Origin of the sequence: Lysinibacillus mangiferihumi (assembly GCF_003049665.1) — a bacterium.
GTDB lineage: Bacteria > Bacillota > Bacilli > Bacillales_A > Planococcaceae > Lysinibacillus > Lysinibacillus mangiferihumi.
Genome location: NZ_PYWM01000002.1, coordinates 235,181 through 248,336, shown reverse-complemented (window position 1 = coordinate 248,336; position 13,156 = coordinate 235,181). Strand labels below are relative to the sequence as shown.

Here is a 13,156-nt window from a genome sequence, read left to right as displayed (position 1 = left end):
ACTTTACACCTCCTTATACATCATTCCTTTTACTTTACACGGTCTTTTCATCATCGTGTAGCTATTTACACTATACCCTTTTTTTCGTAAAAAGCGGCTAGCCAGATTTAAATCCATTTGACTCTCTACTATCAGATGGACAGGGCGATTTTCGATTTGTTTATAAAAACGTGGTAAATAGCCGTATGGAATATGCTTACTATTATAAACTAAACAGCCGGTTGTATTGTAATCACGTACATCAAGTATTTGATGTCCTTCAGCTACTTGACGGTACGGTATATCTTTCACCTGTTTGACAGGGACAAAACGAATATAATAAGCCCGTACTAAAACAATGGCTAGGGCAACAATTAGAAAAATGATCATAGAAACCTCCAAAAAGAGTGCCTCACATGGAAGGCACTCTTTGCACTAATTACTTTATTTTACTTCTTTCACCCATTGACCGTAGCCGCCCGTCATATTGACTAAATTGTGGAAGCCATTTGCTTTTAATACACTTGCTGCAATGGCTGAACGACCACCTGCTTGACATTGAACAATGAGTTTTTTATTTGGTACTTCATCTAAACGATTTTTTAATGTACCAACCATAATGTGCTGTGCACCTTCAATATGTTCTTCATTATATTCTGTCAGATTACGCACATCTAATACAGCTACTTCTTCTGCGTCCATCATCGCTTTTGCCTCAGAAGGTGTAATATTTTCATATGAATCTAGTTCATTCGCTTGCTCAATCATCGCTTCTACATCGGCATAACCTAGTACTTGGTCAATACCGATTGAGCGAAGCGCAATTAACATGTCTTGCATTTGAGCAGGGTTAGCAAGTAAATATAACGGTTCCTTGTAGTTAACAATCCAGCCCATCCAGTTTGTGAAGGAGTTATTAAATGGCACGTTCATCGTTCCTTTAATATGTCCTTGTGAGAAGGCTTGAGCATCTCGCGTATCCACTACTTGCTGACCAGCTGCAATCAAGCCTTCAATTTCTTCAACAGCAGTAATGACTTTTAGCTCTGGTAAATTTTTAATTAACTCAATGCCAATTTTATTAACTGATTTCATCACTGCAAAGTAATAAGGTGGTTCTGGTTGACCATCTAATAGAGCTTTCACAAAGTCTGGCTCGTTGTCGAATTGCATTGCCCAGTTGAATTGTTTTTCATAGCCTACTGTTGTCGATGGTACTGCACCAAGTGCTTTACCACATGCGCTACCTGCACCGTGTGCTGGCCATACTTGTAAATAGTCTGGTAATTGTTTAAAGCGCTCTACAGATGTATACATCACTTTTGCCCCTGCATCAGCAGTCCCTTTAATACCAGCTGCTTTTTCTAATAAGTCTGGTCGGCCAATATCCCCCGCAAATACAAAGTCACCTGTAAATATTCCAATTGGTTTATCTGCTGCTGCACCATCTGTTAATAGGAATGAAATAGATTCTGGCGTATGACCTGGCGTATGCATCACCTCGAAAGTAAGTTTACCAAGTTCAAATTTGTCACCATCTTTTAATAACACATGTTGAATGCCATCTAAGTTTTGATATTTCCAGTTTTCATCGCCTTCATCGGAAATGTACATCGTAGCACCAAAACGATCCGCTAATTCACGAGAACCTGCTACAAAGTCAGCATGGATATGCGTTTCTAATGCTCCTACGATTTTCATATTTTCCTTTTCAGCTACTTGGATGTATGGCTCAATGTTGCGCATTGGATCCACAATCACTGCCTCGCCTTTTCGTTGACAACCTACCATGTAAGAAGCATGTGCTAATTTTTCATCATAGAAATAACGTAATAACATAAAATTCTCTCCTTTTAATTGGATTGTTTATTTAAAATTTGGATTGTTGCTTGTACATATTTCAGTGACTTTTGAACACTCGGGTCTTTTAACCACTTCATAATCGTAAAGAGTTTAATTGGTTCTGTTGTTGCTTCTGCTTGTTGTTGTATATCTTTGACTAGCGAGTATCCTTGTTTTCCTTTTTCTACAATCGGTTCTGTGTAAGATTTAATACTTGCTGTCGCATAATCAATTGTTTGCTGATCGGCTAACACAGCCGTTACAAAATCCACTATATCCTCTAACTGATTGATCATTTGTAAAAGCTTCGGCAATTTTTCTAGTAAGCCAACTAATGCTTCCACCGTTTCGAGATTTACGTTATAGCTTCGTACAAGTTCATCATATTTTTGAATGGATTGCTGATCTTGCAATACCGCTTGTCCAAAACTGACAACATTCCCGATGGCTTGTAAGTTTTTTTCATATGTTGGCAATTGACGTAGCAATGATACGAGCGCTGCTTCAATATCCGGCTGCTTTAGTTGCTCTAGTAATGGATTCGTTTCCATCACACATGCCTCCTCTCTACATCGTTCCTTTTAACATGCCGTCCCAATACATGATTGGTAATAAATCTTTTTTCATCATATACATGCTTGCACGTTCCACTGCTTGGTTAAATGGCATCGATTCAGCAGGCTCTTTTTTATAGTCGAACTCTGCTAAAATTAGCTTGTTGTATCCTGTCACGATTGGGCAAGACGAATAACCGTTATATGTGTTGTCCATTGTTTGATTGCGCATACATGCCACAACATTCTCAGCTACCACAGGTGCTTGTTTTCGAATGGCTGCTCCCGTTTTAGATGTTGGCAAGTTTGCACAGTCGCCAATGCCAAAAACGTTTGCATATTTCTTATGTTGCAATGTATACATATCCACATCGACCCAACCATTGTCATCCGCTAAAGGGCTGTTCGCAATAAATTTAGGTGCATTCATATAAGGTGTAACGTGAATCATGTCATACTTCAATTGCTCTTTTGCACCAGTATCTAGATTTTCAAAAATGGCGATTTTTTCATCCGCTTTAATCTCAATTAGGTTCCGTCTGAATCGTGCATCAATTTGTTTGCGTTCCACTACTTTTTCTAACGCTTCACGGTATTTCAGTACATCAAAAATGGCTGGATTAGCAGAACCAAATACGACTTGCATATTTTGACGAACACCTGTTTTTCGGAAGTAATCTTCTGCTAAATGCATAATTTTTTGTGGCGCACCACCGCATTTTACAGGTGAATTTGGGTGTGTAAATAAGGCGGTACCCGATTTTAAATTGCGTATCGTCTCCCAAGTATAATCAACATGTTCAAATGAATAGTTACTGCAAACAGATTTTGTACCAAGTGCTTCTTTTAAGCCTTTAATGGCACCCCAGTTAATTTCAATCCCTGCTGCTACAACTAAGTAATCATATGAAATAGATGTTTGATCTCCTAGGATGACTTCGTTTTGTTCAGGTTTAAATTCAAGTACGGGTTGTTGGATCCATACTGCACCTTCTGGAATAAGAGATTCCATAGAACGTTCAGAATCTTCTTTTTTAGCAGCGCCTCCACCAACTAACGTCCATAAAGGTTGATAATAATGTTTTGAGGCTGGATCTATTATCGCCACTTCATGATTGAGGCTTGGCGATTTCCTTAATAAGCGGGCAGCAACAGATATACCAGCTGTTCCCCCACCAACAATGACAATTTTGAAAGAATTTTTCATGCTTCTTCCTTCTTTCTGCATTTTGTGTTTGAAACTTACACTCTCATCATAGTGAAATCTATATGTAAAAAATATAGGGGTTTTCCCCTAAACAATGATTGTTTAAAGGAAAACCCCTAATTTCAATTGTGGACGTAACTTTATAGGGCAATTCAAACACTATTCACTAGCGAAGTAGATTACCGCTACTGTCCATTGAGATGTTCTCAGCATCGGGTGAAAACAACAGTTGATGCATTCAACCAACAGCTAGTATTCTACATAGACGCATAGAAGTGCAAATAAGGCTTACAATAAGGAGGATCGATACGCGGAAGTTGACTTCAGAAGTGTGCAGGCGCATTTGCCGTAAGCATAAGCTAATTCGTTTTGCGCTATTGAATAATCTACATGGCAATATGCATTATGTAGATTCCCCATCACGTAATGATTTTTTCCGTTCTAATTGTTCTTTTTCTCAATCTGTATCGTCATATGATGCAATGCAAATTCGTCATGTAACAGATTTTGTATTTTCCGTAATACAATTTGTTCATCTGCTGCTTGATTCACCACTACTTGACAAGTTAAAGATGGGAAATCCATTGTAATTAACCAAATATGTAAATCGGTAATCTCTTCGACTTCCTCAACAGTCATTAACTTCGCTTTGACATCATCCGTTGGCAAATTTTCTGGCGCACTTTCCATCAAAATATTAAAGGAGTCCCGCGTAACACGATAGCCGCTAATAATGATAAGAAACGCCACAATCATACTTGCAATAGGATCGGCTAAATTCCATTGAAAAAATAAAATAAGCAATGCTGCCGTAATAGCTCCCACAGAGCCGAGAATATCACCTAAAACATGCAAAAAAGCACTTTTCACATTGAGATTATCATTATCCCCTCGTTTAAGGATAAACGCTGCGCCAATGTTGACCAGTAAACCAAGTATTGCAACGATTAACATACCCGTACTTGCCACGGCTGGTGGTTCTGAAAATCGGCGAAAAGCTTCATAAAAAATATAAAGCGAAATTGCAATTAACGTAAGACCATTTATAAAAGCGGCAAATATTTCAAACCGACGATAGCCATACGTTTTTCGATTTGTTACGGCTTTTTGACCAATGGATACAGCAATATAGCTTAACCCTAACGCTGCTGCGTCACTTAACATATGACCTGCATCTGATAATAGCGCTAAACTGTTTGTCATGATGCCACCGATCACTTCGACAATCATAAACCCCGCTATAAGAAAGAAAGTCCATTTCAAGGCTATTTTATTTTTACTCCCATCCTGTTGCCCATGATTATTAAAATGTGACAAATTCATCATCCATTCTTTACTTTATATATATTTTAAGCTGAACCAATAGAGCAGTTGGAGACCCTCACTGTTCCATTGCGAAATTTTACCTTGCTATCATTATGCCGCTCAATGGCTTTGCTATACGCACCTTTATCTAGCAGTTTCGCTCGTCCATTAAAGTATGTTTTTTGAATAATGTTTAGAGCTGTCAAAAAAATATCATTTTTGTAGACGATTTAGACAAAAATACCAGCCACTCACTTTTAAATGAGTGGCTGGTTCTATATTTTTTGATTGAAATTAATGCGATTAGCATGATAGATAGATTGCCTCTGACAGCCAAATACAAGTGACCATTAGTCATAATTGTAGAACCCTTCAAGTTAGAAACTGACATAAAGCTTAATCCTGTGCAATAAAATTCATCTAATTCTACATTTGTATCCACCTGCACATTACTATGTTACAATTCTTGTAGATAAAATTTCCAGCTAGTAAAAAAAGCAGTACTTTTAAGGGAGAATATGTTATGAAGAAAATAGTATTTCAATTGTTGATAATTGTATCGTGGATATATAGTTTGGGGTATATTTTATTCGATTTCCCTACTGATAACTTTGGCATGCGGGCGGTTAAAGGTGTACTGTCTATTATTTTTTCTTGTAGTCTACTGTTGTTTCTATTTAAAATTATTGATAATAAGAAACAGAAAAAAAGAGATGATTGAAGCTTTCAATCAATCTCTGCTATAGAAATGGCAAATTAACTGTAGCTCCTGCATCCATTCATCGCTTATTTCATTTAATTTGTGAGGTACGCTTTACAGCAAGACATTAATGCGTATTGTTTTTTTCTCCCCACTCACATAACTGTTCCAAAACAGGTAATAACGTTTCCGCTTTAGCTGTAAGACTGTACTCCACTTTAGGTGGAATCTGCGGATACTCTTTTCGACTGACAATTCCATCTGCTTCTAATTCTTTCAGTTGTGCACTTAATGTTTTAAAGGTGATTGCACCTATTTTGCGTTTCAAATCATTAAACCGAACCGTTTGATGTTCCGCCAAAATATAGATAATCAACATTTTCCATTTACCACCAATTACTGATAATGTATAGCCAAACGGGGTTTCTTGGATAGTCCCCGTGTCTTTGTAATCAGCCAAACCCATATTTACACTATCCTTTCTGATAGTACCTTTCAAAAAAGTGCGTACTATTTTTTTGTTCGCGTTCATTTTATACTGACATTACTTTAAAGTAAAGGAGAGAAAAAAATGAAGAATATTACAATTTACAATCACGACCTTTGGGATCATGGTATTTCACAGGGCTACAGTGTCAACGGCACTATCTACATTTCGGGGCAGTTTTCCCATGATACGGAGGGTACATTCGTTGGCGATGGCGATATCGAAGCACAAGCACAGCAAACGCTTAAAAATCTAGATGGCGTTTTGGAAAAATTCGGTGCAACAAGATCTAACCTTGCTTATATGGAAATCTATTTAAGAAATGCGGAAGCACATACTGAACCAGTCCTTCGACTATTCAAGGACTACGTTGGGCAACATCGACCAGCCGGTAGCCTTATCGGCGTGACTTACTTGGCATCACCAGAACAACTAATTGAAATCAGCGCCATCGCACATGCCAACTAAGTAAAGGCATGTTGTGTCAGCAAAAGTAAGCTTCGGACCATTCAGTTAGGAGCCCGCTTATAACACTAACCCCGAGCAAAGCACGCTTTCAAGAAAAGCGGAACTATTCGGGGTTTTGTGGTTTTGAAAGGAAATTTCCCGTTTATCACTTCTAAAGAAGACCTAAAAAATTTGTTGCAAGCTCTTTCTCTATAACTTTATCATTATCATCATATACTTTATATGCTTTCGCGTTAGGTCTTGAACTTACAATATTATGGATTTCCTGATCAATGAAATGAATGGCAACACCGTCATCCGTTGCAAAACCAGGTTTAATTTTTTTATTAGTGATAAGCTGTTGATACGAAGGTCTTCTATCTGATTCTCCATCATAATGGGGACAATTACTACCTTCTAGGAAACCTAAACACTGTAAAGGTTCCAATCCATCCCCATAAGAATCTGTCACCCCTTGCTCGAACCAGCAAATGGAACCCGCGCTAATACCAGCTAGTATTATTCCTTGCTCCCACGCTTTTTTCAGAATGTTATCCAATCCCCATTCCTTCCACAGCACTAATAAATTCTTTGTATTCCCTCCACCAACATAAATAATATCTTTGTCCAGTAAGAAACTTTCTACATTTCTTGTAGGTGGGTTAAATAATGATAAGTGCGAAGGCTGACAATCCTGTTTCTCAAAGAATTGATAAAATCGAGAAATGTAATTTTCTGAATCTCCACTTGCTGTTGCAAGAAAGCAAATTTTTGGATTTTTTTTCATAGATTGCTGAAGAATATATTGATCCAACAAAGGATTTTCTGGCTCCATAGAAAAGCCACCGCCCCCAAGTGCTATAATTTGTTTCATAAGTCTACGTCCTTTCTTGTTTGATAAGTTATACAACTCTTTTTAACGTTCATTCCCTATTTTATTAAATAATACCACCCAACAATAGATATCCCCATTGTTTTTTAAGAAAAAAAGTTGGACAAACCATGATTGAACCGATGAATAGAATATGTTACACTCAATAAACGCTTATATTGGAGTGAGAAAGATGATGCACATTTCAAGTTCACAAAACCTATATTTTTTAATCAAAACCTTTGACTTAAAACGAGTCGAAGGTTTTTGTTGCTTTTAGGAAAGAATTTTATTGGAGGTATACATTTATGAATCAAAGCACAAATTCCAATACTACAATCGTTGCTGGATGGATTAGTTTAATAAGCAACATCGTCTTAACTATTTTAAAAATAGCAGTTGGTACTATCTTCCACAGCCCCGTTCTTTTAGCTGATGGCTATCATAATGCAGGTGATGTAATAGCAAGCGGTGCCGCTTTAACATCTATGCGTATTTCTAAACGTCCTGCCGACGAAGATCATCCATACGGACACGGAAAAGCAGAAGTCATTAGTTCCGCCATTGTAGGAATTATATTAATAATGGCAGCTCTTTATATTGCTTATGAATCCGTTACAGCATTCTTTCAGGAACCTGAAAAAGCAAGTTTAATTGCCTTTATCACGGCTATCATATCACTTGTTTGGAAGCTCCTTTTATACGTATATACGATAAAAATTGGCAAAAGAACAAATAGTAAAGGCTTAATTGCCACTGCTTATGATCATCTTGCTGATGTATATGCTTCATTAGCAGCCGTATTAGGAATCGGGCTTGCACTAGTTGGAGAAAATTATCATATTCATATCCTTACATATGGTGATCCCATTGCGGGTATCATTGTGACCATTTTAGTTTTCAAACTTGCCTATGGGATGTTATTAGAAGCTATCGACACACTTATGGAGAAAAGCGTAAGTCCTGATACACTAGCTAGTTTCAAAGCGTTAATCCTCACTATTCCTGAAGTAAAACGAATAGATCGTCTACGAGCGAGAGAACATGGGCACTATGTATTAGTCGATTTGCGTGTGGGGGTACCTGCTGATTTAACAATCCAAGAAGGACATGATATTATCCGTAAAATCAAGAAAACGATAATGGAGAAACATCCGAATGTAGAAGAAGTTCTAATTCACCTAAATCCTTGGTACGATCATAATTAATAGAAGGAAAATCATTTGCACCTCCTAACGAAGCTTTATTCGTTAGGAGGTTTTTTAAAATTACAAGCAATGTTCTATGTAATAAACAAAATTTTTCACTGCAAATTGGCATATATCTACAATTGCAGGAGTATGGTAAGCTTGGTAAATGAGCTAAAAGTTTTTGTTAATCTTATAGTTAGAAAGATGGTGTTCCATATAATTGACTAGTGTAAATCATTCAATCGGGCAGTATGTAAATTCTCCCGAAAAGCTAAAAAAAATGTATAAAAGGGTTTTAATTGTAGTTAGTTTATCGCAAATTTTCGGTGGAGCAGGTCTTGCTGCTGGTATCACGGTAGGCGCTCTCTTAGCCCAACAAATGCTTGGCACGGACGCATTTGCCGGATTACCCTCTGCCCTATTTACATTAGGTTCAGCAGGGGCCGCTTTTATAGTAGGAAGACTTTCGCAACGCTATGGTCGCCGTATAGGGCTCGCTACTGGTTTTATCACTGGTGGTCTTGGCGCTATTGGCGTTGTTATCGCAGCATTAATTAACAGTGTTTTTTTACTATTTGCTTCCTTACTTGTTTACGGTGCAGGAACAGCAACAAATTTACAGGCTCGATATGCAGGTACAGACTTAGCAAATAACAAACAACGTGCAACGGCCATTAGTACTACGATGGTTATGACCACATTCGGGGCCGTAGCAGGACCAAATTTAGTGGATGTCATGGGCAAATTTGCTCTTTCTATCGGTATTCCTTCATTAGCTGGCCCATTTATATTATCTGCCATTGCATTTATATTAGCAGGTTTGGTTCTTTTCATCATGCTTCGTCCTGATCCTTTACTGCTAGCAAAATCGATAGAAGCTCATCAACATCAAATCGTATCTGGGAAAGCTCTTCATCATGCGCCACCTTTAATGAATAAAAAAGGTATCATCGTTGGCGCAGTTGTGATGATTCTTACGCAAATCGTTATGGTAGCCATTATGACAATGACGCCCATCCATATGCAACATCATGGACATAGTTTAGGTGCTGTAGGAATTGTTATTGGTTTCCATGTTGGGGCCATGTATCTTCCTTCTCTTGTCACAGGTATCCTTGTTGACAAGATTGGTAGAACAGCCATGAGTATTGCTGCTGGTGTTATTTTACTGTTTGCAGGTTTAATAGCGGCCTATGCACCAAGTGATTCCATGTTTATGCTGATCGTCGCTCTTTCTTTATTAGGTATAGGATGGAATTTCGGCTTAATTAGCGGAACTGCTCAAATTGTTGATGCCACAGAACCTTCAACACGCGCTAAAATCCAAGGCACCATTGATGTTTTTATCGCATTGGCAGGTGCTTCAGGAGGGGCACTTTCGGGGATGATAGTAGCGAATTCCAGTTACGCCACTTTATCATTAACAGGTGGACTATTATCTTTATTATTAATCCCTGTGATTATCTGGTACCGTCAAGCAAAATAATGATTCAATCGACCGATCCAGGTTCTCATGTTTAATGAGACCTGGTTTTTTGTCGATGTTAACCATCTATTCATCCCAAACTTGTCAGCAAAACCATCATGCCATTCGTTAAGCCGTGAATGATAATGGAAGGCCAAATAGAATTCGTACGTTCATATGCTAAAGCAAAAATAATGCCACTAAAGAAGTTGACGGGCATGACATTATAGGTTGGGATATGAGCAATCGTAAAAATAAATGAGCTAAGGATAATGGCACCGACCAATCCTAAGCGTGTACGTAACCAGCGATATAAAAACCCTCGATAAAAAATCTCTTCGTATATTGGTGAAATAACAGCCGCTGAGAGAAAGGCTATTAGTACAGTAAAAAAGGTTATGTTCTGCTGTATTGCCTGTGTTTTGCTATTTTCCACCGAAATCCCAATATAACTTGTTAGCACTACGATTAGTAAGGCGCCAATCATTAACAGAACCGAATAGCATAGTATCGTTTTCCATTGCTTCAGCGAAATTGATGTTATCCCTACTTCAAGCCATGAAAGCTTTTTAGGACGTAGCGCTATAAAATAAACACCGATCACAAGCGTAATCGCAATGGTGAATCCTGTTAATGTGCCAGCATATAGCTCATTACGGAACAAGTGAGCGTACACGGGTTTCACTATAAATTTAATAATGCCGATCACAACAACAAACTCTAATAGCAGTAATAAAATAAATTCTTTCCATCCCCAATTATCTTGTGTTTTCCAGTTAATTTGTTTTATTTCCATTCTCTATCCTTCTTCCTTTATATGGTGTAATCTAAGTGTATGAGATGACGTAACGTCACCTGCAATCTTTTTTTCAGGAGGAATGAAAATGAAACAATGGACGACTGGAGAGGTAGCGAAACAGCGAAATATTTCCATTCGCACACTTCGGTATTACGATCAAATTAATCTGCTTACACCAAGTTTTAAAGATGATTATGGACGACGATACTATTCAGAAGAAGACTTGTTTAAATTAGAGAAAATCATCATTCTAAAAACGCTGTCACTTCCACTCGATAAAATTCGTGATTTATTAGATAAACTTTCCTATAAACAAATTTTAATTTCACATCACAATTACTTACAAGAACGACTCGCTGAACTGCAAACGAGTATCTCGCATACGACATCATTGATTAATATGATTGATTTAGAAGAATCATTATCGTGGGAACATGTGACGGAACTCGTTCAACGTTCTCAAAGTACCTCTAAAAAATGGATGGACTATTTCCAAGAGCATGAACAAACATTTTTACAACAAACCATTCCAAACCTTAGTAGCAATGACATAATGACACAGCAATATATTGTATTACTACGACAAATTGAATGGTGTATCAAACATAATATTCAAGCTGAATCGGACGAAGGCTTTCAAATTGGTTCCAAAATAATCGAATTATCAAACGATACGTTTCAAGGTGACACGGATTTAATGGATCAATTTTGGGAGGTTAGAAAACTCCCTACAGAGAAAACAGGATTATACCCGATTTCAGCAGAGGTACTGGCGTATGTGGAACGTTGTATTGCTTATGTAACGGCTTGAAAGCAGGCAAATAAAAAGCTATAGGAGATAGCGTCCTATAGCTTAAGCAAGTCTTATGATAAAGTTAATCCATCTAAAAAAGCTTCAATCTCTTGTTGTGTTTTACGGTCCTTACTAACAAATCGGCCAACTTCATTGCCTTTATCATAAGCTAGAAAACTTGGAATACCAAATACATCTAATGCAACACATAAATCGATGAAATCATCGCGGTCAATTTTCACAAAATGATAATTGCTGTAGTTTTTTTCAATTGTCGGCATAATCGGATCAATAAATCGACAATCTCCACACCAGTCTGCTGAAAAAACAAATATTGTACGGTCACCTTTTTTTAAGTTTTCAAATTGCTCTATTGAGTGTAAATTTTCCATTAAAACAATCCCCTTTTTCACAGTTATTAGTCTCATCATAACATTTATTAAAAATATGGTTAAACAATCATGCTTTGCATGTCCATCTAGCGCAATAAAAAAGATGCCTCTCGTTATTTTTTACATCGCTTTGCCATTTGCTCTGCTATTTGTTTTGAATTTGGTGTTGCTTCATTATTCAATTGTGCAGTAATATTTCCATAGTCTGCATCATTACGGTGTTTTTTATATAAATTCGCTCAATCCCGAGGTACTCTTTCCCCATTTTTTCTGATTGAGCATCATTTGTATTCACTTTTAAATAGCCCGCAGCGTCTTCATCGAAATAAATGAAATAAAATTGGGAACCACCATTCGCTAGTTCCCTCTCCAATTGTTGAGGAGTAAATGCTCTATCCAAATAGGCTAGCATATTTTCAGGCTTATTTTGTTTGCTATATGTATCCTGAAACGTTTCAATACTTATGTCTCGGAGTACATGTAAATCTTCAAGCTTGCACTTTTTGAATTGTATAGTCATTTGATATACAGCCCCTTTATAAAACTTATTTCCTTGATACAGCACGGAAATCTGCCATAATTAAAATACCAAAATCCTAACTTTATTCTAGAAAAAAAGATTTTACATGCTATAAGTTACACAAAAGCGACACATATGTACTGTTCGTTCTGTAAGCTTTCAAGGTGATGGCTTTCGATTTCGGCAATATTGATACAACGACTTTTTAATTTTCGGTCATATTCTCCTGCCCAAAACCTAATTAAGTCCACGTTTTGCTCCGGTTTGATATGCTGCTTTAAATAGATTAAAAAATCATCTAAAAATTGCGGACCCCAATTGCCCTCAATGCCATATACATAACTTTTTTCATTATAAAGCGCTAAATCATAGGGCGGATTATTCCATTCGAAAATATGCAATTGACCGAAAGCTGATTCATCTGGCGCATAGACAATCCTTGCGTCATCATCCATCGAGTGCCAAGGCTGTTCTGGCGTATCCCCTGTTATCGGATGTAATTTTTTTAATTCTCTTACAGTGATTTCAGTAATTCCTGTACAATCCACTGTTTGTAATTCGCAATCTGCTACTAGAACGGAATATAACGTCATCTCTTTGACTCC

14 protein-coding genes and 1 pseudogene are annotated in these 13,156 nt (G+C 37.4%); 4 read left to right on the top strand and 11 right to left on the bottom strand.

What is annotated here, in order from left to right:
• Positions 1-3: 3 nt before the first annotated feature.
• The 6 genes from C9J37_RS03245 to C9J37_RS03215 all read right to left on the bottom strand — a co-directional run bounded on the left by C9J37_RS03245 (position 4) and on the right by C9J37_RS03215 (position 6,053).
• Positions 4-369: a rhodanese-like domain-containing protein gene (locus tag C9J37_RS03245; protein ID WP_107894222.1), complete on the bottom strand. Its 366-nt coding sequence runs from the start codon at positions 367-369 to the stop codon at positions 4-6.
• Between the two features lie 54 nt (positions 370-423).
• A complete protein-coding gene (locus tag C9J37_RS03240) occupies positions 424-1,818 on the bottom strand; it encodes an MBL fold metallo-hydrolase (RefSeq protein WP_107894221.1) in 1,395 nt (464 codons plus the stop codon).
• Between the two features lie 14 nt (positions 1,819-1,832).
• Positions 1,833-2,372, bottom strand: a complete 540-nt coding sequence (locus C9J37_RS03235) for a helical membrane plugin domain-containing protein (protein ID WP_024363562.1) — start codon at positions 2,370-2,372, stop codon at positions 1,833-1,835.
• Positions 2,373-2,388: 16 nt separating this feature from the next.
• Positions 2,389-3,582, bottom strand: a complete 1,194-nt coding sequence (locus C9J37_RS03230) for an NAD(P)/FAD-dependent oxidoreductase (protein WP_105928913.1) — start codon at positions 3,580-3,582, stop codon at positions 2,389-2,391.
• Between the two features lie 441 nt (positions 3,583-4,023).
• A complete protein-coding gene (locus tag C9J37_RS03225; RefSeq protein WP_167397251.1) occupies positions 4,024-4,905 on the bottom strand; it encodes a cation diffusion facilitator family transporter in 882 nt (293 codons plus the stop codon).
• Positions 4,906-5,714: 809 nt separating this feature from the next.
• Positions 5,715-6,053, bottom strand: coding sequence for a winged helix-turn-helix transcriptional regulator (locus C9J37_RS03215; protein ID WP_024363558.1), 339 nt, complete (start codon positions 6,051-6,053; stop codon positions 5,715-5,717).
• Between the two features lie 105 nt (positions 6,054-6,158).
• Here C9J37_RS03215 and C9J37_RS03210 point away from each other — a divergent pair, with 105 nt between their 5' ends.
• Positions 6,159-6,542 carry a RidA family protein gene (locus tag C9J37_RS03210; RefSeq protein ID WP_107894218.1) on the top strand — a complete coding sequence of 128 codons (384 nt, stop codon included), beginning with the start codon at positions 6,159-6,161 and terminating at the stop codon, positions 6,540-6,542.
• Between the two features lie 151 nt (positions 6,543-6,693).
• On the opposite strand, the gene C9J37_RS03205 is transcribed toward C9J37_RS03210, so the two are convergent.
• On the bottom strand, positions 6,694-7,395 hold the full coding sequence (locus C9J37_RS03205) for a Type 1 glutamine amidotransferase-like domain-containing protein (RefSeq protein WP_107894217.1): 702 nt from the start codon (positions 7,393-7,395) through the stop codon (positions 6,694-6,696).
• 305 nt (positions 7,396-7,700) lie between these two features.
• On the opposite strand from C9J37_RS03205, the gene C9J37_RS03200 reads away from it, so the two are divergent.
• Together C9J37_RS03200 and C9J37_RS03195 are read left to right on the top strand one after the other, a co-directional pair.
• The gene (locus tag C9J37_RS03200; protein WP_107894216.1) at positions 7,701-8,600 is read left to right on the top strand and encodes a cation diffusion facilitator family transporter; all 900 of its coding nucleotides are present in this window, start codon (positions 7,701-7,703) and stop codon (positions 8,598-8,600) included.
• A gap of 262 nt (positions 8,601-8,862) precedes the next feature.
• Positions 8,863-10,068 (top strand): MFS transporter, encoded by a 1,206-nt coding sequence (locus tag C9J37_RS03195; RefSeq protein ID WP_107894306.1) that lies wholly within the window; start codon positions 8,863-8,865, stop codon positions 10,066-10,068.
• Between the two features lie 70 nt (positions 10,069-10,138).
• Here the strand turns inward: C9J37_RS03195 and C9J37_RS03190 are convergent, their stop codons facing one another.
• The gene (locus C9J37_RS03190; protein ID WP_107894215.1) at positions 10,139-10,843 is read right to left on the bottom strand and encodes a CPBP family intramembrane glutamic endopeptidase; all 705 of its coding nucleotides are present in this window, start codon (positions 10,841-10,843) and stop codon (positions 10,139-10,141) included.
• Positions 10,844-10,931: 88 nt separating this feature from the next.
• Between C9J37_RS03190 and C9J37_RS03185 the strand changes: the two genes are divergently transcribed.
• Positions 10,932-11,657: a MerR family transcriptional regulator gene (locus C9J37_RS03185; protein ID WP_107894214.1), complete on the top strand. Its 726-nt coding sequence runs from the start codon at positions 10,932-10,934 to the stop codon at positions 11,655-11,657.
• Between the two features lie 53 nt (positions 11,658-11,710).
• Here C9J37_RS03185 and C9J37_RS03180 read toward each other — a convergent pair whose 3' ends face one another.
• From C9J37_RS03180 to C9J37_RS03170, 3 genes and pseudogenes are all read right to left on the bottom strand, one after another.
• A complete protein-coding gene (locus C9J37_RS03180; protein WP_268807976.1) occupies positions 11,711-12,067 on the bottom strand; it encodes a thioredoxin family protein in 357 nt (118 codons plus the stop codon).
• 184 nt (positions 12,068-12,251) lie between these two features.
• A pseudogene (locus C9J37_RS03175) lies at positions 12,252-12,551 on the bottom strand (GNAT family N-acetyltransferase); the annotation flags it as partial.
• A gap of 116 nt (positions 12,552-12,667) precedes the next feature.
• Complete coding sequence (locus tag C9J37_RS03170; RefSeq protein ID WP_107894211.1) at positions 12,668-13,144, bottom strand: hypothetical protein; 477 nt, start codon at positions 13,142-13,144, stop codon at positions 12,668-12,670.
• Positions 13,145-13,156: the final 12 nt, after the last annotated feature.